The sequence below is a fragment of the Azospirillum sp. ST 5-10 genome (genome assembly GCF_051225715.1).
Classification (GTDB): domain Bacteria; phylum Pseudomonadota; class Alphaproteobacteria; order Azospirillales; family Azospirillaceae; genus Azospirillum.
The window spans coordinates 128,577-153,049 of the sequence record NZ_JBPJSP010000005.1; the positions used below are offsets into that span (position 1 = coordinate 128,577).

General features: G+C 70.7%; 21 protein-coding genes. 10 read left to right on the forward strand and 11 right to left on the reverse strand.

Features of this window, described 5'->3' with window-relative positions; translation table 11 throughout:
- Positions 1–53: 53 nt before the first annotated feature.
- Positions 54–866, forward strand: a complete 813-nt coding sequence (locus tag ACSBPG_RS08190; RefSeq protein WP_435536646.1) for an SDR family NAD(P)-dependent oxidoreductase — start codon at positions 54–56, stop codon at positions 864–866.
- A 214-nt stretch (positions 867–1,080) separates the two neighbouring features.
- On the opposite strand, the gene ACSBPG_RS08195 is transcribed toward ACSBPG_RS08190, so the two are convergent.
- Genes ACSBPG_RS08195 through ACSBPG_RS08205 form a run of 3 tightly spaced genes read right to left on the reverse strand, consistent with a single transcriptional unit; the run spans position 1,081 to position 3,939 of the window.
- Positions 1,081–1,725: a MarR family winged helix-turn-helix transcriptional regulator gene (locus ACSBPG_RS08195; protein WP_435536647.1), complete on the reverse strand. Its 645-nt coding sequence runs from the start codon at positions 1,723–1,725 to the stop codon at positions 1,081–1,083.
- A 32-nt stretch (positions 1,726–1,757) separates the two neighbouring features.
- Positions 1,758–2,954 carry a Gfo/Idh/MocA family protein gene (locus tag ACSBPG_RS08200; RefSeq protein WP_435536648.1) on the reverse strand — a complete coding sequence of 399 codons (1,197 nt, stop codon included), beginning with the start codon at positions 2,952–2,954 and terminating at the stop codon, positions 1,758–1,760.
- Positions 2,955–2,967: 13 nt separating this feature from the next.
- A complete protein-coding gene (locus ACSBPG_RS08205) occupies positions 2,968–3,939 on the reverse strand; it encodes a PDR/VanB family oxidoreductase (RefSeq protein WP_435536649.1) in 972 nt (323 codons plus the stop codon).
- Positions 3,940–4,190: 251 nt separating this feature from the next.
- Between ACSBPG_RS08205 and ACSBPG_RS08210 the strand changes: the two genes are divergently transcribed.
- The 5 genes from ACSBPG_RS08210 (at position 4,191) to ACSBPG_RS08230 (ending at position 10,742) form a co-directional block, all read left to right on the forward strand.
- Positions 4,191–5,513, forward strand: a complete 1,323-nt coding sequence (locus ACSBPG_RS08210) for a Rieske 2Fe-2S domain-containing protein (protein ID WP_435536650.1) — start codon at positions 4,191–4,193, stop codon at positions 5,511–5,513.
- An 88-nt stretch (positions 5,514–5,601) separates the two neighbouring features.
- On the forward strand, positions 5,602–6,600 hold the full coding sequence (locus ACSBPG_RS08215) for a TAXI family TRAP transporter solute-binding subunit (protein WP_435536651.1): 999 nt from the start codon (positions 5,602–5,604) through the stop codon (positions 6,598–6,600).
- Positions 6,601–6,671: 71 nt separating this feature from the next.
- Positions 6,672–8,651, forward strand: a complete 1,980-nt coding sequence (locus ACSBPG_RS08220) for a TRAP transporter permease (protein ID WP_435536652.1) — start codon at positions 6,672–6,674, stop codon at positions 8,649–8,651.
- Between the two features lie 120 nt (positions 8,652–8,771).
- Complete coding sequence (locus ACSBPG_RS08225) at positions 8,772–9,758, forward strand: hypothetical protein (protein ID WP_435536653.1); 987 nt, start codon at positions 8,772–8,774, stop codon at positions 9,756–9,758.
- 75 nt (positions 9,759–9,833) lie between these two features.
- Positions 9,834–10,742 carry a DMT family transporter gene (locus ACSBPG_RS08230; RefSeq protein ID WP_435536654.1) on the forward strand — a complete coding sequence of 303 codons (909 nt, stop codon included), beginning with the start codon at positions 9,834–9,836 and terminating at the stop codon, positions 10,740–10,742.
- 25 nt (positions 10,743–10,767) lie between these two features.
- Here ACSBPG_RS08230 and msrA read toward each other — a convergent pair whose 3' ends face one another.
- The 3 genes from msrA to aceA all read right to left on the reverse strand — a co-directional run bounded on the left by msrA (position 10,768) and on the right by aceA (position 14,070).
- Positions 10,768–11,379 (reverse strand): peptide-methionine (S)-S-oxide reductase MsrA, encoded by a 612-nt coding sequence (gene msrA, locus ACSBPG_RS08235; protein ID WP_435536793.1) that lies wholly within the window; start codon positions 11,377–11,379, stop codon positions 10,768–10,770.
- A gap of 152 nt (positions 11,380–11,531) precedes the next feature.
- The gene (gene hppD / locus ACSBPG_RS08240) at positions 11,532–12,623 is read right to left on the reverse strand and encodes a 4-hydroxyphenylpyruvate dioxygenase (protein ID WP_435536655.1); all 1,092 of its coding nucleotides are present in this window, start codon (positions 12,621–12,623) and stop codon (positions 11,532–11,534) included.
- 166 nt (positions 12,624–12,789) lie between these two features.
- Positions 12,790–14,070 carry an isocitrate lyase gene (aceA, locus tag ACSBPG_RS08245; protein ID WP_435536656.1) on the reverse strand — a complete coding sequence of 427 codons (1,281 nt, stop codon included), beginning with the start codon at positions 14,068–14,070 and terminating at the stop codon, positions 12,790–12,792.
- A gap of 242 nt (positions 14,071–14,312) precedes the next feature.
- Between aceA and ACSBPG_RS08250 the strand changes: the two genes are divergently transcribed.
- Together ACSBPG_RS08250 and ACSBPG_RS08255 are read left to right on the forward strand one after the other, a co-directional pair.
- On the forward strand, positions 14,313–15,761 hold the full coding sequence (locus tag ACSBPG_RS08250; protein ID WP_435536657.1) for a helix-turn-helix domain-containing protein: 1,449 nt from the start codon (positions 14,313–14,315) through the stop codon (positions 15,759–15,761).
- A 148-nt stretch (positions 15,762–15,909) separates the two neighbouring features.
- Positions 15,910–16,683 carry a ferredoxin--NADP reductase gene (locus tag ACSBPG_RS08255; RefSeq protein WP_435536658.1) on the forward strand — a complete coding sequence of 258 codons (774 nt, stop codon included), beginning with the start codon at positions 15,910–15,912 and terminating at the stop codon, positions 16,681–16,683.
- A 9-nt stretch (positions 16,684–16,692) separates the two neighbouring features.
- Here the strand turns inward: ACSBPG_RS08255 and ACSBPG_RS08260 are convergent, their stop codons facing one another.
- A complete protein-coding gene (locus tag ACSBPG_RS08260; RefSeq protein WP_435536659.1) occupies positions 16,693–17,298 on the reverse strand; it encodes a coiled-coil domain-containing protein in 606 nt (201 codons plus the stop codon).
- A gap of 198 nt (positions 17,299–17,496) precedes the next feature.
- Between ACSBPG_RS08260 and ACSBPG_RS08265 the strand changes: the two genes are divergently transcribed.
- Complete coding sequence (locus ACSBPG_RS08265; RefSeq protein WP_435536660.1) at positions 17,497–19,230, forward strand: glycosyl hydrolase family 17 protein; 1,734 nt, start codon at positions 17,497–17,499, stop codon at positions 19,228–19,230.
- 5 nt (positions 19,231–19,235) lie between these two features.
- Here the strand turns inward: ACSBPG_RS08265 and ACSBPG_RS08270 are convergent, their stop codons facing one another.
- The 4 genes from ACSBPG_RS08270 to ACSBPG_RS08285 form a co-directional block, all read right to left on the reverse strand.
- Positions 19,236–20,102: a carbon-nitrogen hydrolase family protein gene (locus ACSBPG_RS08270; RefSeq protein WP_435536661.1), complete on the reverse strand. Its 867-nt coding sequence runs from the start codon at positions 20,100–20,102 to the stop codon at positions 19,236–19,238.
- 1 nt (position 20,103) lies between these two features.
- The gene (gene grxC / locus ACSBPG_RS08275) at positions 20,104–20,364 is read right to left on the reverse strand and encodes a glutaredoxin 3 (RefSeq protein ID WP_435536662.1); all 261 of its coding nucleotides are present in this window, start codon (positions 20,362–20,364) and stop codon (positions 20,104–20,106) included.
- A gap of 63 nt (positions 20,365–20,427) precedes the next feature.
- Positions 20,428–21,168 (reverse strand): ComF family protein, encoded by a 741-nt coding sequence (locus ACSBPG_RS08280; RefSeq protein WP_435536663.1) that lies wholly within the window; start codon positions 21,166–21,168, stop codon positions 20,428–20,430.
- Between the two features lie 3 nt (positions 21,169–21,171).
- Positions 21,172–21,438 carry a flagellar biosynthetic protein FliQ gene (locus ACSBPG_RS08285; protein ID WP_435536664.1) on the reverse strand — a complete coding sequence of 89 codons (267 nt, stop codon included), beginning with the start codon at positions 21,436–21,438 and terminating at the stop codon, positions 21,172–21,174.
- Positions 21,439–21,808: 370 nt separating this feature from the next.
- On the opposite strand from ACSBPG_RS08285, the gene ACSBPG_RS08290 reads away from it, so the two are divergent.
- The gene (locus tag ACSBPG_RS08290; RefSeq protein ID WP_435536665.1) at positions 21,809–24,469 is read left to right on the forward strand and encodes a response regulator; all 2,661 of its coding nucleotides are present in this window, start codon (positions 21,809–21,811) and stop codon (positions 24,467–24,469) included.
- Positions 24,470–24,473 lie beyond the last annotated feature (4 nt).

Below are 24,473 nucleotides of genomic sequence, written 5' to 3' on the forward strand. Positions count from 1 at the left end.
GCATCTTATATGCCTGTGTGGGCGACTCGTCACCATCAACCGGAGAAGTCGCCTTGACACAGTCAGACGCGGAAAAGCCCGGCACGGCCATCGTAACCGGTGCATCGTCCGGGATCGGCAAGGTCTATGCCGAGAGGCTCGCCTCACGCGGCTACGACCTTGTCCTCGTTGCACGCCGACAGGATCGCTTGCAGCAAATCGCCGCCGACCTTCAGCAGCGGTTCTCGGTCGATGCCGAGGCGCTGGGCGCCGACCTTTCGACGCCGGACGGCATCCGGGCGGTTTCGGAGCGCCTGTCCAACGACGCCTCCGTTTCCCTGCTCGTCAACAATGCCGGATTTTCGGCCCTCAGGGCTTTGACGCAGACGCCGGACGAAACCATCAGACGCATGATCGCGCTCAACGTCTTGGCTCTGACCGCGCTTTCCAAAGCTGCGCTCGACGCTTTCAAGGGCCGCAACGCCGGAACGCTCGTCAATATCGGTTCTGGTGCCGGCTTCAGCCCCTACCCTGGCATTCCGGTGTACGGGTCCACCAAGGCCTATGTGTTCCTCTTCACGCAGAGCCTCCAGCATGAGGTCGAGGGAACGTCGGTGAACGTGCAGCTTGTCCTGCCGGGAGCGGTGATCTCCGAAGGCTGGGAAGTCGCAGGTGGTGGCGACCTTGAACCTCTGCCGGAGAGCGTTGTCATGACCACGGAAGATTGCGTCGATGCGGCTCTATCCGGCTTGGATCAAGGGGAAACGATCACCGCGCCGTCCCTTCACGACGCATCCGTTCTTTCCGACTACATAGCTCTGTCCGCCAAGCTGCTGCGGGCGATGTTCGACGCGAAACCTGCCGAGAGGTACATGGTGGAGAGATAGCGATCGCCTCGGACAATCCGGCTCGGTCGCGAAGGATGAGGTTGCTCAGGTGGGGAGCGGCGTCGACGTCCCGGCCAGGAGCCGATGCCGCCCGAATCATCGCTTCCTCGACAAACTCCAGCCTTCGGAGGTGGCCTTCCATCGGCGCCGATGGACTTGCTCGGAACGGCGCCCCGGACTGGGGCGCCGGCCGACACCCCCGGGGACCGCCCGTTCAGTCCGCCGCGTCCAGGGCCGTCTTGCGGCGCACCGGGCGCTTGCGGGCGGCGTCGCCGACCAGCCGGTTCACCTCGCGGGTCGACGGGATGCGGCGGCGGTCGCTGGTCTGTTCGGCCTCGTCGCGGGCCAGGCTCTCGACCATGGCGAGCAGGGTGCGCCGCGTCACCGCCACGTCCTCCGGCGGCACGGCGCGCAGGGCGACCGTGTTGACCTCCTCGGCCAGCGGCACCAGGACGTTCTTGAGCGACCGGCCGAGCGGCGTCAGGTGGACGTACACCTTCTTGCGGTGATCCGGCTGCTGGCCCCGGGTGACGTAGCCCAGCGCCTCCATGGCCTTCAGGGCGGAGTAGGTGGTCGGCTCCATCAGTCCGGCCTGCAGGCTGAGCTCGCGCTGGGTCAGCCCGTCCTTGTCCCAGAGGATGCGCAGGAACGTCCAGTGGCCGAACGAGACGTTGTGCTCGGCCAGCCGCATCTGCAGCGAGCGGGTGAGGCCGCGCGCCACGTCCTTGACCAGGTGGGCGAGGCGGTCGCCCGGCACGTCCTCGCGCCAGTGGCGCAGCGCCGTCTGCATGGTGCCCGATGGCGTGGCCGGGGCGGTGCCCGGAGTCGTGCGGGTGCGGCCGGTGCCGTCGTCGCTCATGGGGGTCCCCGCCGGGTTCGTGCGTGCAACCGTCATTGTAGCGCATCCGCCGCCGTCTGGTGGCGCAGCGCGACCGGGACGCCCTCGCGGGCCGAGCGCAGCAGCGCCAGGCACGCCTCGGTCGTCGCCATGCCCCAGGCGCCGTCGTGCAGCGGCCGCCGGCCGTTCACGACGGCGTCGTAGAGCTCGTCGATCACCTCGGCGCGCGGCACCGGCGGCAGCGGCACCGGCTCCACGTAGCGCTCGCGGTCGCCGTAGACGAGGATTCCGTCGGGGGTGGGGCGCAGGTCGGCACGCTCGCACGACACCACCAGCAGGCCGAAATGGTTGTGGTGGCGCGGCGGCTCCACCACCGGCCGGCCGGCCGGGCCGGTGCCGTAGGCGCGGGCGTTCTTCAGCGCCGCCTCCTCCTCGGGCGAGGCGACGCGGGCCAGCGCGGCGCGGGCGGTGCCGTAGCGGTCGGGATCGCGCTCCTGCCCCAGCTCGCCGACCCAGCCGCAGAACTCGTCGGTGTCGAAATGGCCGTAGCCGCTGTAGGTCAGCGAGGCGAAGGCGCCGTCGGCGAAGCGCAGGTGCGCGGCGTAGGCGCCCTCGGTCGGGCGCGCCGGGTCCCAGGCGCCGGTCGTGGCCTGGACCTGCGCGACGCGGCCGCCGCCCAGCAGGCGGACCACGTCCATCTGGTGGGCGGCCTGGCTGAAGACGACGCCGCCGCCGCGGGCGGTGTCCAGCTCCTCCGGCCGGCGCGGGCGGTAGAGGAAATCGGTGTAGTTCATCGCGGTGATCATGCGCACCCGGCCGAAGGCGCCGCTCGCGATCAGCGCGCGCGTCCTCAGGACGGGCGAATCGAAGCTGTGGCTGTGGCCGACGAGGAGGTGCACGCCGGCGGCGGCCGCCGCGTCGATCATCGCCCGGCAGTCCTCCAGGGTCAGCGCCATCGGCTTCTCCACCAGCACGTGCTTGCCGTGCGCCGCCGCGGCACCGACGTGGGCGACGTGGAACTGGTGCGGGGTGGCGACGTAGACCGCCTCCACCTCGGGGTCGGCGCAGAGCTCCTCCACCGAGGCGTGGCCGCGGCCGCCGAAATCCTCCGCGAATCGCCGCCGTGCCTCGGGACGCGGGTCGGCGGCGGCGACCAGGCGCAGGCGCGGGTGCCCGGCGAGGGTGGGCAGCATCAGCATGAAGCCGCGCCCCAGCCCCGCGACCCCCAGCTTCAGGATGCGTTCGGCCATGATCGGCCCTCCCTCAGAGGTCGAGCACGAGGCGGTCGCCGCAGGCGCGGGACACGCAGGGCATGATGGCGCGCACGCGCTCGTGCTCCGACAGCACCAGGTCGCGGTGCTCGGCGGCGCCCTCCAGCAGGCCGACCCGGCAGGTGCCGCAGGTGCCGCTCTCGCAGCTGCTCGGCACCAGGTGCCCCTTGGCCCGCAGGGCCTCCAGCAGGGTCTCCTCGGCGGCCACCGCGACATCCTCGCCGCTGCGGGCGAGGTGGACGGTGAAGGGCCGGTCGGTGGCGGCGTGGGCCGCCTGGCCCGTGCCGAAATCCTCGAAATGCACGGCGGCGGCCGACCAATGGCCGGTCATGTCGCGCACCGCCTCCATCAGCGCGCGCGGGCCGCAGCAGTAGACGTGCGCCCCCTTGGGCTCTTCGAGGATCGGCCAGAGGTCGAGCGAGCGCCCGGGGTCGCCGTGGTCGTGGTGGAGAACCACCTTGCCGCGGAACTCCGGCGCGGCGAGCTCCTCGCGGAAGGCCGTCGTCTCCGGGCTGCGGGTGAGATAGTAGAGCTTGAATGGCTTGCCGCCGGTCTCGACGAGATGGCGGGCCATGGACAGGACCGGCGTGATGCCGATGCCGCCGGCGATGAAGAGGTAGCGCGCCGGGCTGCCCTTCAGCGCGAAGTCGTTGCGCGGCACCGAGACCAGCAGCTCGTCGCCTTCCGCCGCCTCGTCCACCAGGCTCCGCGAGCCGCCGCGGCCGGCGTCCTCGCGCTTCACGGCGATCTCGTAGCGGTCGCGCTGCGACGGGGGATTGCTGAGGGAATAGCGCCGGACCATCCCGTTGGGCACGCGCACCAGCACGTGGGCGCCCGGCGCGAACTCCGGCAGGTCGGCGCCGTCGCGGCGGGCCAGCTCGAACAGGCGGATGCCCTCGGCGGCCCAGCGCGCGTGCCGCACCGTCAGCGGCATCGCCGTTGTTCCTTCGAGTTCGGCAACCATTCATCCCTCCGTCGCTTGCGATCCGTCTCCGTGGCGTCGGCCGACGCCCCGACGCAGCGAAATTAGAGATCTAAGACGCTGACGGCAAGGCCCGCTGATCGCTATCCGGTGAATTATCAGCGCATCGGAGATTCCCGTTGAAACCGAGCGCGGCGGTCATGTATTAGGTCTCTAAGATCGCCGGCCGGCACCCCGCGGACGCGGGGCGGAACCGGCCGGAACAAGGGCGTGCAAGAGACGGAGAGGACCCGATGCTGAGCGCTGAAGAGAACGATCTGCTGTGCCGCGTCGAAGGCGATGCGCCCATGGGGCGCATGATGCGGCGCCACTGGGTGCCGGCGGCGCTGTCGGAGCAGCTGGTCGAACCCGACGGGAGCCCGGTGCGCGTGCGCCTGTTCGGCGAGGACCTCGTCGCCTTCCGCGACAGCGACGGGCGGGTCGGCGTGCTGGGCGAGCGCTGTCCCCACCGCAAGGCGTCGCTGTTCTACGGCCGCAACGAGGAATCGGGCCTGCGCTGCCTCTACCACGGCTGGAAGTTCGACGTCGACGGCAACTGTACGGAGATGCCGTCGGAGCCGCCGGAGAGCGGCTTCTGCACCAAGGTGAAGCACACCGCCTATCCCACCCGCGAGGCCGGCGGCTTCGTCTGGGTGTACATGGGGCCGGCCGACGCCATGCCGGAGTTCGAACCGCCGCCCTGGGCGCCGACGCCGGACGCCAAGGTCAGCATCGTGCGCATCGACCTGCCGTGCAACTGGGCGCAGATCATGGAGGGGCAGATCGACAGCGCCCACAGCTCCAGCCTGCACTCCAGCGACATGAAGCCGGCGCGCGTCGACACCGCCAAGGCGGCCGACACCCACTGGCTGCGCCCCTCCACCGACAAGATGCCGCGCATCCAGGTGCAGGTCACCAACTACGGCATGCGCTACGCGGCGATCCGCCGGCCGATCGTCAACGCCACGACCCACGACTACGTGCGGATCACCACCTACGTCGCTCCCTTCACGGCGCTGATCCCGCCCAACAGCTCCTACAACGTGGCCAGCGTCATCGTCCCGAAGGACGACCACAACAGCTACTTCCACTTCATCGCCTGGCACCCGACCGACTGCATCGAGCAGGAGTCCTGGCGCAAGTTCTGCGCCGCCCAGGTCGGCGTCGACCTGGACGAGGACTACAAGCCGGTGCTGCGCCGGCGCGAGAACCGCTACGGCCAGGACCGCCAGGCCATGAAGCTGGGCGATTTCACCGGCATCCGCGGCATCCCCAACCAGGACATCGCCATGTGGGAGTCGATGGGGCCGATCGCCGATCGCACCAGCGAGCGGCTGGGCGCCAGCGACATCGCCGTGGTGCAGTTCCGCCGCCTGATGCTGGACGCCGTGCACCGCTTCGCGGCCGGCGACGAGCCCATCGGCCTCAGCCAGCCGCACGTCGCCCAGGCCAAGCTCTGCTCCTTCCAGGGCATCGTGCCCAAGAGCGAGGGCTGGCGCATGCTCGGCGCCTCCGAGGACGAGGCGACCCTGCTCGGCGCGCTTGAGCGGGGGCCGATCGCCGGCGCCGCCGAGTGACGCCCGCCGACCGCACCATCGAACCGACCGCACCATCGACCGCCCGGTGCGCACCGGGCAGAACCGGACAACCCGACAAGGGGGGGACATGATGACGAACGTGAAGAAGGCCCTGGGCGTCGCCGCCCTGGCGGTCGCCATGCTGACCGGCACCGCCGTCGCCCAGACCAAGGACATGCGCCTCACCATGGCCGGCGCCAGCCCCGGCGGCCTGTGGTCGCTGCTCGGCGTCGGCGTCGACCGCGCGGTGAAGGAGAGCTTTCCCAACTCCACCGTGACCTACCAGACCTCCGGCGGCGGCGTCGCCAACGTCGTCCTGCTGGAGCAGAAGCGGGCCGACATCGGCCTGGTCCACAACGCCGAGCTGCGCCTGGCGCTGCAGGGCGAGGCGCCGTTCCGCCAGAAGTCGACCGGGCTCGTGGCCATCGCCTCGATGTACGACTGGGCGCCGATGCAGTTCGTCGTCGCCAAGGACTTCGCCGAGCGGTACGGCCTGAAGACCATCGAGGACCTCGCGGCGAAGAAGCCGCCGATCCGCCTCGTCCTCAACCGCCGCGGCAACATCTCCCAGATGGTGGCGGAGAAGATGCTGGCGGCCAACGGCATCAGCGCCGGCGACATCGAGAAGTGGGGCGGCGCGGTGGTCCTGGCCGGCTCGGAGGAGCAGGCCGACCTGATCCGCGACGGCCGGGTCGACGCGCTCTTCAACAGCCTCTTCGTCGGCCAGCGCTCGCTGATCGAGGTGGGCCAGCACATGAACGTGGTGATGCTGCCGGCCGGCGACGCGACGATCGCCAAGGTCGCCGAGTCCATGGGCGTCACCAAGTTCACCATCCCGGCGAACTCCTACGAGTTCCAGAAGGAGCCGGTGCAGACCGCCTCGCTGGGCGCGCTCCTGGTCGCCGACCAGGCGATGCCGGAGGACACCGCCTACGCGCTGGCCAAGGCGCTGGTGGAGAACGTCGGCCAGATCACCTCGGTGCACCCCGCCATGAAGGCGCTGACGCCGGAGTTCATGACCAAGCAGGACGTCCTCCCCTTCCATCCCGGCGCCGAGAAGCTCTTCAAGGAGAAGGGCCTGATGTGACCGACCGGCCGCGCGTCCGGGCGGCGCGCGGCCGGCCTTCCGCATGAACAGGCAACCGTCGAGGTCAGCGCATGTCGGTCGTTAACGTTCTCTTCGGGACGGGCAAGATCCGCCGTCCCGAAGGCTGGCTGGGAACCGCGGTGAAGCTCTATTCCGCCGCGATCTCGGTCGGGGTTGTCTACAACACGATCTTCACCATCACGGACATGATGGGATTCCTGATCGTGTTCCTGTCGGCCATGCTGGTGCTCGTCTTCCTGACGGTGGCACCGACGATGGAGGACAGAAGCGGGCGGCCGTGGCTGCTCGACTGGGGGTTGGCGGCGCTGGCGGCGGCGTCGGGCGTCTATTTCTGGCTGCACCTCGACACCATCGTCCAGCGCATCGCGCTGTTCGACCCGCTGACGCCGTACGACATGTTCTTCGGCAGCGCCGTCCTGCTGATGACGCTGGAGGCGACGCGGCGGGCGACCGGGCTCGGCCTGCTGCTGATCGTCGTCGGCTTTCTCGCCTACAACCTGTTCGGCCACCATTTCGGCGGCGAGCTCGGGCACGGCTACATCCCGCCGGAGCACCTGATCGACGTCACCGTCTTCACGACCGACGGCATCTTCGGCGTGCCGCTGCGGGTGGCGGCGACCTACGCCTTCCTCTTCGTGCTGTTCGGCACGGCCCTGGCGCGGGCCGGCGGCGGCGACTTCTTCTACCGCATCGGCGCGCTGCTCACCGGGCGCACCACCGGCGGCACGGCGAAGATCGCCATCGTCTCGTCGGGCGCCTACGGCATGGTGTCCGGCAGCCCGACCTCCGACGTGGTCACCACCGGCTCGGTGACCATCCCGGCCATGGAGCGCGCCGGCTACAGCCCCCGCCAGGCCGGCGCCATCGAGGTCGCCGCCTGCACGGGCGGCTCGCTGATGCCGCCGGTGATGGGCTCGGTCGCCTTCATCATGGCCGAGTACACGACGATCCCCTACTACGAGATCGCCGTGGCGGCCATCGTGCCGGCCGTCCTCTACTATCTCGGCGTCTTCGTCCAGGTGCACTACATGTCCAAGCGCCTGGGCATGCGCGGCCTCGACCGGTCCGAGATCCCCTCGCTGCGCGAGTCGCTGCGCGGCGGCGACCTGTTCCTGGTGCCGCTGACGGCCATCGTCATCGGCCTGGCGCTGGGCTATTCGGCCTCGCTCGTCGCCTTCATCGGCACGCTCGCGGTGCTGGCGGTCTCCATGTTCCACAAGGAGAGCCGCCTGGGTCCGGTGGCGATCTTCGACGTGCTGACGGAGACGACCCTGAAGACGGTCGGCGTCGTCGCCGCCTGCGCCGCCGCGGGGCTGGTGATCGGCGGCCTCAGCATGACCGGCTTGGCGGCCAAGTTCTCGGCCCTCATCACCGTGGTCGGCGGCGGCACCATGATCGGTTCGCTGATGGTCGCGGCGGCGGTGACGATCCTGCTCGGCATGGGCATGCCGACGCCCAGCGTCTACATCCTCGCCACCATCCTGGTCGGTCCGGCCATCCAGGGCTTCGGCCTGTCGGTGATGGCGGCGAACATGTTCCTCCTCTACTTCGCCGTGCTCTCCGCCACCACCCCGCCGGTGGCGGTGGCCGCCTACGCCGCGGCGGCCATCGCCCGGGCCAACCCGGTGATGATCGCGGCCACGGCGACGCGGCTGTCGATCGCCGCGATCCTGGTTCCCTTCGCCTTCGCCTACAGCCCGGAGCTGCTGCTCATCGGCTCCCCGGTCGCCATCGTCGTCGCCATCGTCACGGCGGTGGTCGGCGTCGTCTTCGTCGGCATCGCCGTGGAGGGCTATCTCGACCGCCCCCTGCCGGCGTGGTCGCGGCTGCTGACCGGCGTCGGCGGCGTCTGCCTCGTCATCCCGTCGATGTGGCTGGCGCTGCTCGGGCTGGCGCTCGGCATCGCCGGCCTCAGCGTCGGCTACGACCGCAGTGGCAAGCGGGCGCGGACGGCGACGCCCCGTTCGGCCGCCCATGAGGCGACGGACGAGCCGATGTCCCTTCACCGCGAGGCGGTCGCCGGCAAGTAGGTTCCATCGGCCGGTGGCCGCACCGGCCCCCGCCTGACCTGCCACCCCCGGTGCGGGGAGGGTCGGGTGGGGGCGGTGCGGCAACGTTCAGCCTCCAATCAGACCATCACGGAAAAGACCATGACCGAACTTTCGTTTGGCTGCTGGAACTACGACCGGATGCGGGCGCTCGCCGACGGCTCCGTGCGTCCCGACGGCATCGATCTGACCTATCTGGAGATGCCGGTCGAGGAGACCTTCTTCCGCATGCTCCGGCACCGGGAGTTCGACGTCTCGGAGATGTCGCTGTCGTCCTACGCGGTGTCGCTGTCCTCGCCGGAGCGGCCGTTCGTGGCGATCCCGGTCTTCCCCTCGCGCTTCTTCCGCCACTCCTGCATCTACGTCAACGCCGCGGCGGGCATCCGCCGGCCGCAGGATCTGGTGGGCCGGCGGATCGGCGTGCCGGAGTACCAGATGACGGCGCCGGTGTGGATCCGCGGCATCCTCTCCGACCATTACGGCGTGCCGGTGGATTCCGTCACCTACGTCACCGGCGGCGAGGAGGAGCCGGGACGGTCGGAGAAGATCAAGCTGGACCTGCCGCCCAACATCCGGGTGGAGCCCATCGGCCCGGAGCAGACCTTGTCGCGCATGCTGCTGGAGGGCGAGATCGACGCCCTCTACACCGCGCGCATGCCCTCGACCTTCCTCACCGGCGGCGGCCGGGTGAAGCGCCTGTTCGAGAACTACCAGGAGGTGGAGCGCGACTATTTCCGCTCGACCGGCATCTTCCCGATCATGCACACCGTGGTGATCCGCCGCGAACTCTACGAGAAGAAGCGCTGGATCGCCCAGTCGCTGTTTAAGGCGTTCCAGGAGGCGCAGCGGCGCACCTACCAGGACCTCTACCAGACCGCGGCGCTGACGGCGATGCTGCCCTGGCTGACCGCCCACGTGGAGGAGACCCGGGCGCTGATGGGCGACGACTATTGGCCCTACGGCTTCGCCCGCAACGAGGCGACGCTGGCGACCTTCCTGCGCTACCACCACGAGCAGGGGCTGTCCAAGCGCCAGCTCGAGCCGCGCGAGCTGTTCGCGCCGGAGACCCTGGAGTCCTTCCGGATCTGACGGGCAACCGGCCCCTGGTGCGCCGGCGCGGGGTGGGGTAGGGTCGCGCCCCCGGGTCCACTCCGCAGTCTCCCCATGCTTCTCGATCCCACGGCGCTCGCCAGCCTCGGCGGGCTGGGCGCCGCCCTGTGCTGGGCCGTCAGCGGCCTGCTCGCCGTCGAGCCGGTGCGCGTCCTCGGCTCGGTGGCGTTCAACCGGGTCCGGCTGAGCGTCGCCTTCGTCATGCTGGCCCTGGCGGCCGGCCTGCTCGGCGCGTGGGACACCCTGGCCCTCGCCAGCCTGGTGCCGCTCGCCCTGTCGGCGGTCGTCGGCATCGTGCTCGGCGACGTCGCCCTGTTCTGGGCGCTGGACCGGCTCGGGCCGCGGCGCAACGCCGTGGTGTACGCCACCAACGCGCCGATGACGGCCCTGCTCGGCTGGGCCTTCCTCGGCGAGGGGTTCGCGGCGACGACCCTGGGCGGCATCGCCCTGGTCACCGCCGGCGTCATGCTGGCGGTGTTCTACCGGTCCCGCGAGCCCGACCCCCACCGCTGGGAGGCGGTTCGCGGATCGCTCGCGGCCGGCTTCGCCCTGTGCCTGGTGGCGGCGCTGTGCCAGGCCGCCGGGTCGGTGATCGCCAAGCCGGCGATGGCCGCCGGCACCGACCCGGTGGCCGCCGCGGCCGTGCGCGTCGGCACCGCCGCCGTCCTGCTGCTGGCGCAGGGCCTGCTGCCGGGGCAGCGCGACGGCTGGGCGGAGGCCCGGCAGCCGCGGGTGCTGGCGATGGTCGTGCTCAACGGCTTCGTCGGCATCGGTCTCGGCATGACCCTGCTGATGCTGGGGCTGGCCTACGGCAAGGCGGGGGTGGTCGCCACCCTGTCGGCCACCAGCCCGGTGCTGATCCTGCCGCTGCTGTGGCTGGTCACCCGCCGTCCCCCGGCGGCCGGCGCCTGGATCGGCGCGGCGCTGGCGGTGGCCGGCGTGGTGCTGATCGTCAACCGCTGACGCACGGCGGCTGCGCCCCCGGGCCTCAGCGGACCGTCGCCGTCTCGTCGCCGGGCAGCAGCGGCGCCGCCGCCTGCGGGGTGCCCCAGACCTCGTCCAGGCGGCGGTCGCGGCCGCAGGTGAAGCGGTAGAACCGGTACTGCAGCGGGTTCGTGTGGTAGTAGTTCTGATGGTACGCCTCGGCCGGGTAGAAGGGCCGGGCCGGCTCGACCGTCGTCGCGACGGGGCGGCCGAAGCGCTCGGCCACCGCGCGGCGCGACTCCTCGGCCAGGCGCCGCTGCTCCGGCGTCTCGGGAAAGATCACGGCGCGGTACTGGTCGCCGCGGTCGCAGAACTGGCCGTCGGCGTCGAACGGGTCGACGTTGCGCCAGTAGACCTCCAGCAGCGCGGCGTAGCTCACCTTGTCCGGGTCGTAGCGCACGCGGACCGCCTCCTGGTGGCCGGTGCCGCCGGCCGACACCTGCTTGTAGCTGGGGTCCGCCACCGTGCCGCCGGTGTAGCCCGACGTGGTGGAGAGCACGCCCGCCATCTTGTCGAAGGGCGGCTCCATGCACCAGAAGCAGCCGCCGGCGAAGACCGCTTCGGCGGTCCGTTCCTGCGCGACCGCCGGACCCGCCAGCAGGACGAGAGCCAGCATCGGGACGAAACGCATCGGACATCTCCTTGGTTCGCCGGGTGCACCCAGGCCGACAGGAGGATGGTGCGCCCGCCGCGACCTGGCGCTACACGTCTCGTCACGTCTGCGTGAGGGCCCGCCCCGGTACCGTCCCGGGGCGGGCCCCGCGCCGCTCAGCCCGCGTCCTTCAGCACGCCGCGCTGCACCTGGTCGCGCTCGATGCTCTCGAACAGGGCGCGGAAGTTGCCCTCGCCGAATCCGTCGTCGCCCTTGCGCTGGATCACCTCGAAGAAGATCGGCCCGATCACCGTCTTGGTGAAGAGCTGCAGCAGCAGCCCGCCGCCCGGCGCGCCGTCGACCAGCAGGCTGTCGCGCTTCAGGCGCTCCACGTCCTCGCCGTGGTCGGGCAGGCGCTCGGCCAGCATCTGGTAATAGGTGTCGGGCGGCGGCGGCATGAAGGCGGTGCCGTTGGCGCGCAGGGCCTCCACGGTGGCGTAGGCGTCGCGGGTGCCCAGCGCCACGTGCTGGATGCCCTCGCCGCGGTAGGCGTCGAGATACTCCTCGATCTGGTCCTTGCCGCCGTGGCCGGCGGATTCGTTGATGGGGATGCGGATCTTGCCGCAGGGGCTGGTCATCGCCTTGGACTTCACGCCGGTCAGCTTGCCCTCGATGTCGAAGTAGCGGATCTGGCGGAAGTTGAAGAGGCGGGTGTAGAAGTCCGCCCACTCCTCCATGCGGCCGCGGTGGACGTTGTGGGTGAGGTGGTCGATCTCGAACAGGCCGACCCCCGCGGGCGTCTCCGGCTCGGTCTCGTCAAACTCGAAGTCGACGTCGTAGATGGAGCGGTCGCCGTAGCGGTCGACCAGATAGATCAGGCTGCCGCCGATCCCCTGGATGGCGGGGATGTTCAGCTCCATCGGTCCGGCCGTCCCCGGCACCCCCTTGGCGCCCAGGCTCTGGGCGCGCTCGTAGGCGTAGGGCGCGTCGGCGACGCGGAAGGCGATGGCGCAGATGCTGGGGCCGTGCACCCGGGCGAAGGACTGGGCGAAGCTCTCGGGCTCGGCGTTGACGATGAAGTTGATGCCGCCCTGGCGCCACAGGGTCACCCGCTTGCGGCGGTGCCGCGCCACCGGGCGGAAGCCCATGGTCCGGAACAGCGTCTCCAGCTCGGCCGGGTTGGGGGCCGCGTATTCGATGAACTCGAAGCCGTCGGTGCCCATGGGGTTCGTGTCGGAGATCCGCGCGGCCTTGCGTCGCGTGCTCATGCCTCTCCTCCCTCGGCGGAAGTCCGTTTGCCCATCCATGTGGTGTCGCCGGGACGGTTCGGCACGCGGGCAAGCGGGGAGGGGGCACGAAAAAACGGCCGGGGGAAGGTCCCCCGGCCGGCGGAGTTGAGGTGTCAGCCTCACGGAAGTCGATCGGTTGGCCCGATCAGTGGAACTGGTCGGCCTCGGTGGAGTCCTTGTAGGCGGTGGTGGAGGACATGCCGCCGGACACCGCCATGGACACGGCGTCGAAGTAGCCGGTGCCCACCTCGCGCTGGTGCTTGGTCGCCGTGTAGCCCATCCGCTCCGCCTCGAACTCGGCCTGCTGCAGCTCGGAGTAGGCGGCCATGCCGCGCTCGGCGTAGCCCTTGGCCAGCATGAAGGCGGAGTAGTTGAGGGAGTGGAAGCCGGCGAGCGTGACGAACTGGTACTTGTAGCCCATGGCGCCCAGCTCGGCCTGGAACTTGGCGATGGTGGTCTCGTCCAGGTTGGCCTTCCAGTTGAAGGAGGGCGAGCAGTTGTAGGCGAGCTGCTTGCCCGGGAACTCCTTGTGGATGGCCTCGGCGAAGCGGCGCGCCTCCTCCAGGTTCGGCTTGGAGGTCTCCCACCACAGGCTGTCGGCGTAGGGCGCGTAGGCGAGGCCGCGGGCGATGCAGTGCTCGACGCCCATGCCCTTCTTCAGGCGGTAGAAGCCCTCCGGGGTGCGGCCCTCGGCGAAGTCGATGAAGGGGTGGTCGCGCTCGTCGATGTCGGAGGTGATGAGCTGGGCGCTCTCCGCGTCGGTGCGGGCGAACAGCACGGTGGAGGTGCCGCAGACGTCGGCGGCGAGGCGCGCGGAGTTGAGGGTGCGGATGAACTGCTTGGTGGGCAGCAGCACCTTGCCGCCGAGGTGGCCGCACTTCTTCTCCGAGGCCAGCTGGTCCTCGAAGTGGACGCCCGAGGCGCCGGCCTTGATCATCGCCTTCATCAGCTCGAAGGCGTTGAGCGGGCCGCCGAAGCCGGCCTCGGCGTCGGCGATGATCGGGGCGTACCAGTAGGTGCCGCTGCGGCCCTCGGCGGTGTCGATCTCGTCGGCGCGGCGCAGCGTGTTGTTGATGCGCTCCACCACCGCCGGCACCGAGTTCGCCGGGTAGAGGCTCTGGTCCGGATACATCTGGCCGGCCAGGTTGGCGTCGCCGGCGACCTGCCAGCCCGAGAGGTAGATGGCCTTGAGGCCGGCCTTCACCGCCTGCATCGCCTGGTTGCCGGTGAGCGCGCCGAGCGTGGGCACGAAGGGCTCGGTGTTGAGCAGCTCCCACAGGCGCTTGGCGCCCATCTCGGCCAGCGTGTACTCGATCCTGACCGAGCCGCTCAGACGCTTGACGTCGGCGTCCGTGTAGTCGCGCGTGATGCCTTCCCAGCGCTTGGCGTGGATGGCGGCCTTGGTCTTCTCGTCGATCGGGGCCATGTGCGTATCCTCTTGGTCCGACTGGGCATGCCGGCGGGGGTGCGTCCGTTCCCCCGTCCGGCCCGTCTGTTGTCCGGCGCGGCGCACTGCACCGCAGCACCTGATTGACAGTTATGACGGAACCCGCGGGGCCGCAATAAGTGCTTGTTTGTAAAGTGGTCTGTTTGTAAACTGCCTGTGAAGCGATTCTGTAAAGTCGTAAACTTTGTAAAGTCGGCAGGGCGGAGAGGCGCCGCGGGGTGATGGACAAGAAGGCGATGCTGGGGCCCAAGGTGCGGCGCCTGCGGCGCGAGCAGGGGCTGACCCAGGCGCAGATGGCCGACCAGCTCGGCATCTCGGCCAGCTATCTGAACCTGATCGAGCACAACCAGCGGCCCGTCACGGTGCCGCTGCTGCTGAAGCTGGGCGTCGCCTTCGGCGTCGACATCCAGACCTTCGCCGAGGACGAGGAGAGCCGCCTCGTCGCCGGCCTGCGCGAGGTCTTCGCCGATCCCCTGTTCGCGGCGTCCGACATCAAGAACCAGGACTTCAAGGAGCTGGCCGCCGTCGCCCCGACCCTGGGGCAGGCGGTGGTGGCGCTCTACCAGGCCTACCGGGAGCAGCGGGCCGACCTGGAGGCGCTGTCGGAGCGGGTGGCCGACCGCGACAAGCTGCACGTCGTGCAGAACGCCGCCTTTCCGCTGGAGGAGGTGCGCGACTTCTTCCACACCCACCACAACCACTTCGCCGAGCTGGAGGAGGCCGCGGAGGCGCTGTGGGCGGACGCCCGGCTGGAACGCAGCGACATCTACGGCGGCCTGGTGTCGTGGCTGCAGACGCAGCACGCCACCCGGGTCCGCCTGATGCCGGCCGACGTCATGGGCTACGCCGTGCGCCGCTACGACCGCCACGGCCGGCGCATCCTGCTGTCGGAGATGCTGGCGCCGTCGGGACGGGCGTTCCAGCTCGCCTGCCAGATCGCGCTCCTGCGCCACCGCGACCGTCTCAACCGGATCGTCGACGGCGCCGGACTGTCGGGCGACGAGGCGCGGCGGCTCGCCCGCATCGGCCTGTGCAACTACTTCGCGGGCGCGGTGCTGATGCCCTACGACGGCTTCCTCGAGGCGGCGCGGCAGGTGCAGTACGACATCGACATCCTGCGCCGCCGCTTCGACGCCTCGTTCGAACAGGTGTGCCACCGGCTGACCACGCTGCAGCGGCCGGGCGCCAAGGGGGTGCCCTTCTTCCTCATCCGGGTCGATGCCGCCGGCAACGTCTCCAAGCGCTTCAGCGGCGCCGGGTTCCATTTCGCCCGCTTCGGCGGCGCCTGCCCGCGCTGGATCGTCTACGAGGCGTTCCGCACGCCGGGCAAGATCCACACCCAGCTTGCGACGATGCCGGACGGCACCGCCTACTTCTCGCTCGCCCGCACGGTGGTGAAGGCCAGCGGCGGCTTCCGCAACCCGCCGCAGCAGTTCGCCATGGCGCTGGGCTGCGAGGTGGCCCACGCCGCCCAGATCGTCTATGCCAGCGGCCTCGATCTCGACAACACCCAGGCGGCGACGCCGATCGGCGTGAACTGCCGGCTGTGCCCGCGGCTGGACTGCTCGCAGCGGGCCTTCCCGCCGCTCAACAACCGGCTGATCGTCGACGAGAATCTGCGCGGGCTGACGCCCTATCTGTTCGCGCCGCCGGTCGGGGAGGGGCGATGATGTTTTTACAGTAACATCACGTTTATCTCATGAAATAACACACTTTCCGTACGGGCATTTTTTTGTGGCGCTGCGGTAGTGATGTGGTTTATCGATGGTCCGCGCGCTGCCCGGCGCGGAGCGACGGAACGGAAGGTGACTGGAATCCATGAGCAACATTCTCCGGGAACGAGTCCTGCGCGTCCACCACTGGACCGACAATCTGTTCAGCTTCACGACCACGCGCGACCCGTCGTTCCGCTTTCTGAACGGGCAGTTCACGATGATCGGGCTGGAGGTCGAGGGCAAGCCGCTGCTGCGCGCCTACTCCATGGCCAGCGCCAACTACGAGGAGTCGCTGGAGTTCTTCTCCATCAAGGTGCCGAACGGGCCGCTGACCTCGCGCTTGCAGCACCTTAAGGAGGGCGACACCGTCCTGGTGAACCGCAAGGCGACGGGCACGCTGATCGTCGACGACCTCCTGCCGGGCCGCACCCTCTACCTCCTGTCGACCGGCACCGGTCTGGCGCCGTTCCTCAGCGTGATCAAGGACCCCGAGGTGTACGAGCGCTACGAGCGCGTCGTCCTCACCCACACCTGCCGCACCGTGGCGGAGTTGGCCTACCGGGAGATCATCACCGAGACCCTGCCGAAGAACGAGTTCTTCGGCGAGATGGTCGCGGACAAGCTCATCTACTATCCCACGGTGACGCGCGAGCCTTTCGTCAACCAGGGCCGCATCACCGACCTGATCCGCAGCGGCAAGCTGTTCGCCGACGTCGGCTTGCCGTCCCTGGACCTGGACACCGACCGGGTGATGATCTGCGGCAGCCCGGAGATGCTGACGGACACGACGGCGCTGCTGGAGGAACGGGGCTACGTCATGGGCAGCCACGGCGAGCCCGGCCACTTCGTCATCGAGAAGGCCTTCGTCGAGCGCTGAGCGCCACGTTCAGTCGAACAGCTTGATCGCCGCCAGGAATCCGACCCCGGCGGCGATCAGCCCGCCGAGGCGGATCGTCATGTCGCGCCGCAGGATCTCCATGTCGGCGCGCAGCCCGGCGATCTCCGCGCAGACGTCCTTGAAGCCCTGCGTCGTCGCCGATTGGGAGGCGGCCATTTCGGCGCGGACGTCCTTGAAGCCCTGCGTCGTCGCCGATTGGGAGGCGGCCGTTTCCGCGCGGACGTCCTTGAAGCCCTGCGCCGTCGCTGACTGGGAGGCGGCCATTTCCGCGCGGATGTCCTTGAACCCTTCGGCCATTTCGGCTCGGACGTCCTTGAACCCTTCGGCCATGTCGGCGCGCACATCCTTGAGGCTGGCGGCCATCTCCGTCCGGACGTCCTTGGTGTCCTGGGCGGCAACGGTGCGGACGTCCCTGATCTCCGCCGACAGGGCGGCCTGAAGGTCCTTCAGGTCCTGCTTCGTGGCGAGATCCGACAGGTCGGCGCTGCGCACCTCGCGCAGCACGTCGGTGACGGTTTCCGCCTGCGGATCGGAGAAGCCGGCCGCGCGCAGGCGTTTGACGATGCGGTGCGTGTCGAAGGGGAAGGCGTTCATGGCAGCCGTCCGGGGGCGTTCGCGCCGGACGAGCATAGGGGACGGGGGTGGTCGCCGTCCACGCTTCGTTGGGCCGTGCGCCGGCCGTGGAATAAACGGGACGCCCGCCCGTTGGTGGCGGTGACGCACGGCCGGCCTCCGTTCCGCCCCGATTCCATGCTATGGCTGACCCGTGTCCCGTCTGCACAGTGGGCCCTCATGCGCATCCTGACCGTCCTTGCCGTGCTGCTGGTCGCCGGCCTCGCCAACCTTGCCGTCTGGTACCTGCCGAACCGGCCGGTTCCCCTCGACCCGCTGCCGACCGCGACCTTGCAGAGCGTGTCCTACGCGCCGTTCCGCGGCGGGCAGAGCCCGCTCACCATGGACGTCGCGACGCCCGGGCAGATCGACGAGGACCTCGCGGTGCTGTCGCGCCAGGTCTCGGGCATCCGCACCTACACCTCGCTGGAAGGCATGCAGGCGGTGCCCGCGCTGGCCCGCAAGCACGGGCTGACGGTCACCATGGGCGCTTGGCTGTCGAGCCGCCTCGACAAGAACGAGGAGGAGGTCGCCTCCCTCATCGATCTCGCCAACCGCTATCCCGACGTCATCACCCGCGTCATCGTCGGCAACGAGGTGCTGCTGCGCGGCGAGCTGACGCCGGACAAGCTGGCGGGCTACATCCGCCGGGTGAAGGCCGCGGTGAAGCAGCCGGTCTCCTATGCCGACGTCTGGGAGTGGTGGCTGAAGTACCCGCAGATGGCGGCCGAGGTCGACTATCTCACGATCCACCTGCTGCCCTACTGGGAGGACATCCCGGCCGGCGTGGAGATGGCGGCGGAGCACATCGCCTGGTCCTACCGCGAGATCGCCGACCGCTTCCCCGGCAAGCCGATCCTGGTCGGCGAGACCGGCTGGCCGACGGCCGGCCGCGCCCGCGGCCCGGCGGCCCCCGGCCTGGTCGCCAAGGCGCGGTTCGTCAACCTGTTCGTCCGCCTCGCCGAGCGCGAGGGCTTCGACTACAACATCATCGAGGCGTTCGACCAGAACTGGAAGCAGAAGCTCGAAGGCACCGTCGGCGGCCATTGGGGGCTCTACACCGCCGACCGCCGGCCCAAGTTCCCGCTCGCCGGGCCGGTGGTGGAGAATCCGCATTGGCCGCTTCATTTCGGTATCGCAACCGCAGCCGGCTTCGGGCTCCTGGCGCTGCTCGCGGTGAGCGGGCCGGCGCTGTCGCTGGGCGGCTTCGCCGCCCTGGCGGTGCTGACCCAGGGTGTGGCGACCGGCACCGTCCACGCCGCCGACGTGGCACTGCACTGGAAGTACTACTGGCACGAGGTGACGCTCGGCGTGGCGATGCTGGCGCTGTCCACGCTGCTGGCGGCGGCGGTGCTGCCGGCGGCGCGGCGGCTGCTGTCGGGCGGTGACGCGGGCGGCGGGGCGCTGGCCGGCCTCGGCCGGACCGTCGGCGCCGTGCTGGCCGGCGTGGCGGTGGTGTGGAGCCTGCTGATCGTGTTCGACGGCCGCTACCGCGACTTTCCGGTGGTCAACTACATCGTGCCGGTGTTCGGTCTTTTCGTTCTCGGAATAATTGCGATCGCGGTACGGCCTGAGGGGACCGGCCGCGCCGAGGCGTTCGCCGCGGCGACCCGCTTCCGCTCCTTCGGCGCCGCCGGGACGAGCCGGCTGGACCTCTGGCTGTCGCGCGGCCTGCTGCTGGCGGCGGTGCTGATCGTCCTGGCGGAGGGCGTGCTGCCCGTCGACGCGCCGCTGCGGGGCTGGCTGCGCGGCACCAGCGCCGCCCCGCTCAGCGCCATCGACTGGGCATCGCCCAACTGGGAGGCGCTGAGCTGGGCGCTCCTGCAGGCGCTCCTGGCGGTGCCGTTCGCCCTGCGCGCCCGCGAGGCGGCCCGCGCCGTGGCGGCGGAGCCCGCCGCCCAACCGGCCGAATAGGCGCCTCACGCCCCCGCCGGCGCCCCCGCCGGCGCACCGGCACGGGCGGCCGCGAAGGGCCGGTCGTGGGTGAGGGACGGGACCATGCCGCGGGCCTCGGCGACCCGCGCGAGGTCGAGCTCGGCGGTGACGATCCCCACCTCCTCGCCGCCGGCGTCGGCCAGGACCTCGCCCCACGGGCTGACGATCAGCGAATGGCCGTAGGTCTTGCGGCCCTGGTCGTGGGTGCCGACCTGGGCCGGGGCGACGACGAAGCAGCCCGTCTCGATGGCCCGCGCCCGCAGCAGGACATGCCAGTGGGCCCGCCCCGTCGGCACGGTGAAGGCGGCCGGCACCGTGAGGATGCCGGCCCCGGCCTTGGCCAGGCTGCGGTAGAGCTGGGGAAAGCGCACGTCGTAGCAGACGCTTAGGCCGATGCCGCCCCACGGGCTGTCCGCCACCACCGCGCGGTCGCCGGGGCGGAAGGTCGCCGACTCGCGGTAGCTCTCGCCGTTCGCCAGGTCGACGTCGAACATGTGGATCTTGTCGTAGCGGGCGGCCACCGCGCCGGTCGCGTCGAACAGATAGCTGCGGTTGGCCACCCGCTCGCCGTCGTCCAGCAGGATGCCGAGCGAGCCGGCGAGCAGCCACGCCCCGGTCTCCCGCGCCAGCTCGGCGAAGAAGGGGACGGCGGGGTGCTCGCCCTCGGCGCGGACGCGGTCCAGGACCTTGCGCCGGCCCTGCACGATCATGCTGACGTTCTCGGGCGTGGCGATGAAGTCCGCCCCGGCGTCGCGGGCGCGGCGGACCAGCTCGCCGGCGGCCGTCAGGTTGGGGGCGATCTCCGGCCCGGCGTTGACCTGGACGCAGGCCGCCTTCAGCACCCCCGCCATCTCAGGCGCGCCCCAGCAGGGGGTCGAGCTTGCCGGCGCGGTCGAGCGCGTGGATGTCGTCGCTGCCGCCGTACGGCTTGCCGTCGATGAAGACCTGCGGAACGGTGGTGCGGCCCTCGGCCCGCTGGATCATCTCCTCGCGGCGGCCGGGGTGCATGTAGAGGTCGATCTCCTCGTAGGCCACGCCCTTGCCGTCGAGCAGCTTCTTGGCGCGCATGCAGTAGGGGCAGAACGGGGTGGTGTAGATGACGACGTCGGCCATGGCGGCGGTTCTCCTCGGAAATCCAGGGGACTATATGGCGTGAACCGGCAGCTTCGCCAGACGTCACCCGCGCACCACGCGGGCCAGGGTCAACACCGCGATCCGGGCGGCGCCGGCCCGGGTCAGCGCCTTGGCGCATTCGCCGACGGTGGCGCCGGTCGTCAGAACGTCGTCCACCAGCACGACGGACCGTCCGGCCACCCGGTCGGCGCGGCCCGGGCGCAGCGCGAAGGCGCCGGCCACGTTGCGCGCCCGCCCCTCGCGGTCGAGACCGCCCTGGCTGCGGGTGCGGCGCCGGCGCACCAGCAGGTCGGGGGCCGCCGGCACGCCGGAGACCCGCGCGACCGCCTGGGCCAGCAGGGCCGCCTGGTTGTAGCGGCGGGCGAACAGGCGCCAGCGGTGCAGCGGCACCGGCACCAGCAGGTCGGCCTCGGCCAGCAGCTCGGCCCCGGCGCGCGCCAGCCACGCGCCGAAGGCGCGGGCGGCGTGGGTGCGGTCGCCGTGCTTGAAGCCCAGCACCAGCGGCCGGCTGGCGTCGTCGTAGACGAGCACGGAACGGGCGCGGGCGAACGCCGGCGGTGCCGCCACGCAGGCGCCGCACAGGGCCTCGCCGGGCACCGCGAACGCGAAGGGCAGGCCGCAGCAGGCGCACAGGGGAGGAGCGATGAAGGTGAGCCCGGCCCAGCAGGTCGGGCACAGGCCGCCCTGGCGGTCGACGATCTCGCCGCAGCAGAGGCAGCGCGGCGGCAGCAGCGCGTCCAGCGCCGCTTCGGCCAGCCGGGCCAGTCCGCGGGGCGCCGCCATGGCTCAGTTCAGGTTGGCGATGCGGTCGAAGATCAGCATCGTGTAGTCGTGCAGCGCGATGTAGATCGCCGGCGCCGTCACGAACAGCACGGCGATGGTGGCGAAGATCTTCAGCTGCTGCTGCAGGTTCGGGTCCTGGATGTGCGTCACCGCCTGGAACAGCGTCACCACCAGGCCGATCGCCGTGCTGACCAGCAGGGCCGGCATGGAGATCTTGATGATGACGATCAAGGCTTCGTAGGAGGCGGCGATGGCCTCGGGCACGCCCATGGTGCGGCTCCCGGATGCGGACGGCGGCGGTGTGGCACACCGGAGTGTAGCACAACGGACGGCGCCGCCGAACGGTGACGCGGTTGCCAACCCGGCCTCGCCATGGGTCGGCCAGCGGCCTCGCCGCGTCCTCGACGATCCATCCTGCGCTTGTCCCGAGGGCGCTCATGCGACCGCCACGGCGGTCACGACGAGGGCGTGCGGCGGTCGGCCGCCAGAATATGCATTCCCGTCTAAGAGGATCGGACGGCTAGCGGGACTCGCCCGAGCTCGTGGAAAGTAGTAACAGTCCGATCCCGCCACCGCTAAGGCGTGCGTAGCGGGAGTGTCCGGGAACGATTACCGGAGGTTGCCGGGAACGAGGTGCTCCATGCCCCAACTCAGCGGATCGGGGGCGTTGCCGGCGGCGACCGTGCTCATCGCCGAGGACAGCCCGACGCAGGCCGCGCAGTTGGCCCATCTGCTGGAACAGCGCGGATTCCGCGTGCTGTGCGCCGGCGACGGCGCGGCGGCGTTGGACATGGTGCGGCGGCACCGGCCCGACCTGCTGGTCAGCGACATCATCATGCCGGCGATGGACGGCTACGCCCTGTGCCGCGCCGTCAAGTCGGACCCCGCCCTGCGCAGCACGCCGGTCATCCTGGTCACCGAACTGTCGAGTTCCCACGACGTGTTCCGGGGCCTCGACGCCGGCGCCGACAACTTCATCGTCAAGCCCTACGACGACGATCTCCTGACCGCGCGCGTCAACTACCTGATGACGAACCTGGCGCTGCGCAAGTCGGGCACGCGTCAGCAAGGCATCGAGATCGAGCTGGCGGGCCAGCGCCACTTCATCACGGCGGACCGCCAGCAGATCCTCGACCTGCTCATTTCCACCTACGAGCAGGCGATGCGCCTCTACGACGAGCTGGAGGACCGGCAGAGGGCGTTGAGGCGCTCCTACGACACGCTGAACGCCCTGTACCACCTGGCCGACGGATTGAACCGCTGCCACGGCGCCGCCGATGTCGGCGCGGTGGCGCTGGACCGTGCCCTGAAGCTGCCGGGCGTCGGCGGCGGCTGGATCGACCTGCGCCGCGACGGCCGCTTCGAGCGGCTGGCCGCGCTCGGCCCCGCGGCCCCCGCCGTTGCCGCCGGCGGCGCGGCGTGTCCGTGCGCGGCGCGCCTGCTGGCCGGCGCCACGGCCGCCGCCGCCGACCTCACCGGCTGCCCGTGCCTGGCCGGCGCCGGGCGTGCCGGCCAGGCACGGGCCCACGCCGGTGTTCCGCTGCTTGCCGACGGGGCGGTCATCGGCCTCCTGCATCTCGTCGGCGTCGACGGGCCGCCGTTCGCCGACGACGAGCTGCAGACCTTCTCCGGCATCGGCAACCAGATCGCCACGGCCCTGGCGCGCGCCCTCCTCCACGAGGAGATGGAACGGAAGGTCGGCGAACGCACCCGGGAACTCCAGGCCGAGGTGGAGGAGCGGCGGGACGCCGAGACCGCCGCCCGCCAGGCCACCGAGGAGTTCCGTCAGGCCAACCAGACGATCTCCGCCATCCTCGAGGCGTCGCCGGTCGGCATCGTCGCCGTCGACCACGACGGTCTGGTGCGGACCTGGAACTATGCCGCGGAGGCCATCTTCGGCCACGCCGCAGCGGAGACGGTCGGCCGGCCGATGCCCGGCCTGCCGCCCGAGCTGAGGATGGCGCTGCCGGCCGATCCGGTGCACCGCTGGCTCGCCGCCGGCAAGGTGGTGCGCAACGCCGAGCACGCGGGACGCCGCAAGGACGGCGCCGCGGTGTCGCTGCGGGTGTCGTCGGCGCCGCTCGCCGACGCCACCGGCTGCATGCAGGGGACGGTGCTGGTCGTCGAGGACGTGAGCGAGCGCAAGCGCATCGAGGAGCAGCTCCACCAGTCCCAGAAGATGGAGGCGATCGGCAACCTGACGGGCGGCATCGCCCACGACTTCAACAACATGCTGGCGGTGGTGATCGGCAACCTCGACCTCGTCGGCGAGCAGCTCGAGGACCGGCCGCAGACCGCCGAGCTGGTCGCCGCGGCGCTGCAGGCGAGCCTGCGCGGCGCCGACCTGACGCGCCGGCTCCTCGCCTTCAGCCGGCGCCAGCCGCTCGCCCCGGAGACCGTCGACGTCAACCGGCTGATCCGCGGCGTGGTCAAGCTGCTGGCCCGCACGCTCGGCGAGCAGGTGGAGATCCGCTTCCTCGAGGCGGCCGACCTGTGGTCGGCCAAGGTGGATCCGGGCCAGCTCGACTCCGCCATCCTCAATCTCGCGGTGAACGCCCGCGACGCCATGCCCGAGGGCGGCCGGCTGACGTTGCAGACGCGCAACCAGTCGGTCGACGCGGACTTCAGCCGCACCCGGCCGGACATCGCGCCGGGCGACTACATCGTCATCGACGTCAGCGATTCCGGAACCGGCATCCCGCCCGACCTGTTGCCCCGCGTCTTTGAGCCCTTCTTCACCACGAAGGCGGCGAACCAGGGGACCGGCCTCGGCCTCGCCATGGTCTACGGGTTCGTCAAGCAGTCCGGCGGCCACGTCGCGGTCTACAGCGAACTCGGCCACGGCACCACCTTCCGGCTCTACCTGCCGCGAGTCGGCGCGGCCGAGGCCGGCGCGGCGGACGCCGCGGCTCCGGCGGAGACGCCCCTGGGCCGCGGCGGCGAGACGGTGCTGGTGGTGGAGGACGACGCGGCCGTCCGCTCGATGGTCCGCCAGCAGCTCTCCGAGCTCGGCTACCGGGTGCTGTGCGCCGGCGACGCGGCGGCCGGGTTGGCCCTGCTGGAAGGCGGGGAACGGATCGACCTGCTGTTCACCGACGTGGTGATGCCGGGCGACCTCAACGGGGTCGGGCTGGCCCGCGAGGCGAGCCGCCGCTGGCCGGGCCTCAGGGTGGCGCTCACCTCCGGGTTCACCGAAGCGGCGCTCGGCCGGGCCGGCGACGCCGGGTCGTTCCCGATACTGAACAAGCCCTACCGCCGGGTCGATCTCGCCCGGCTGCTGCGGCAGACGCTCGACGGTTGAAGGG

Coding starts and splice junctions, on each gene's coding strand:
- ACSBPG_RS08205 (WP_435536649.1), bottom strand. CDS start 3,939: ATGGTTGCCGAACTCGAAGGAACAACGGCGATGCCGCTGACGGTGCGG.
- ACSBPG_RS08290 (WP_435536665.1), top strand. CDS start 21,809: ATGCCCCAACTCAGCGGATCGGGGGCGTTGCCGGCGGCGACCGTGCTC.
- ACSBPG_RS08260 (WP_435536659.1), bottom strand. CDS start 17,298: ATGAACGCCTTCCCCTTCGACACGCACCGCATCGTCAAACGCCTGCGC.
- ACSBPG_RS08280 (WP_435536663.1), bottom strand. CDS start 21,168: ATGGCGGCGCCCCGCGGACTGGCCCGGCTGGCCGAAGCGGCGCTGGAC.
- ACSBPG_RS08285 (WP_435536664.1), bottom strand. CDS start 21,438: ATGGGCGTGCCCGAGGCCATCGCCGCCTCCTACGAAGCCTTGATCGTC.
- aceA (WP_435536656.1), bottom strand. CDS start 14,070: ATGGCCCCGATCGACGAGAAGACCAAGGCCGCCATCCACGCCAAGCGC.
- ACSBPG_RS08230 (WP_435536654.1), top strand. CDS start 9,834: ATGCTTCTCGATCCCACGGCGCTCGCCAGCCTCGGCGGGCTGGGCGCC.
- hppD (WP_435536655.1), bottom strand. CDS start 12,623: ATGAGCACGCGACGCAAGGCCGCGCGGATCTCCGACACGAACCCCATG.
- grxC (WP_435536662.1), bottom strand. CDS start 20,364: ATGGCCGACGTCGTCATCTACACCACCCCGTTCTGCCCCTACTGCATG.
- ACSBPG_RS08255 (WP_435536658.1), top strand. CDS start 15,910: ATGAGCAACATTCTCCGGGAACGAGTCCTGCGCGTCCACCACTGGACC.
- ACSBPG_RS08250 (WP_435536657.1), top strand. CDS start 14,313: ATGGACAAGAAGGCGATGCTGGGGCCCAAGGTGCGGCGCCTGCGGCGC.
- ACSBPG_RS08270 (WP_435536661.1), bottom strand. CDS start 20,102: ATGGCGGGGGTGCTGAAGGCGGCCTGCGTCCAGGTCAACGCCGGGCCG.
- ACSBPG_RS08210 (WP_435536650.1), top strand. CDS start 4,191: ATGCTGAGCGCTGAAGAGAACGATCTGCTGTGCCGCGTCGAAGGCGAT.
- ACSBPG_RS08265 (WP_435536660.1), top strand. CDS start 17,497: ATGCGCATCCTGACCGTCCTTGCCGTGCTGCTGGTCGCCGGCCTCGCC.
- ACSBPG_RS08195 (WP_435536647.1), bottom strand. CDS start 1,725: ATGAGCGACGACGGCACCGGCCGCACCCGCACGACTCCGGGCACCGCC.
- ACSBPG_RS08215 (WP_435536651.1), top strand. CDS start 5,602: ATGATGACGAACGTGAAGAAGGCCCTGGGCGTCGCCGCCCTGGCGGTC.
- ACSBPG_RS08220 (WP_435536652.1), top strand. CDS start 6,672: ATGTCGGTCGTTAACGTTCTCTTCGGGACGGGCAAGATCCGCCGTCCC.
- ACSBPG_RS08200 (WP_435536648.1), bottom strand. CDS start 2,954: ATGGCCGAACGCATCCTGAAGCTGGGGGTCGCGGGGCTGGGGCGCGGC.
- ACSBPG_RS08225 (WP_435536653.1), top strand. CDS start 8,772: ATGACCGAACTTTCGTTTGGCTGCTGGAACTACGACCGGATGCGGGCG.
- msrA (WP_435536793.1), bottom strand. CDS start 11,379: ATGCTGGCTCTCGTCCTGCTGGCGGGTCCGGCGGTCGCGCAGGAACGG.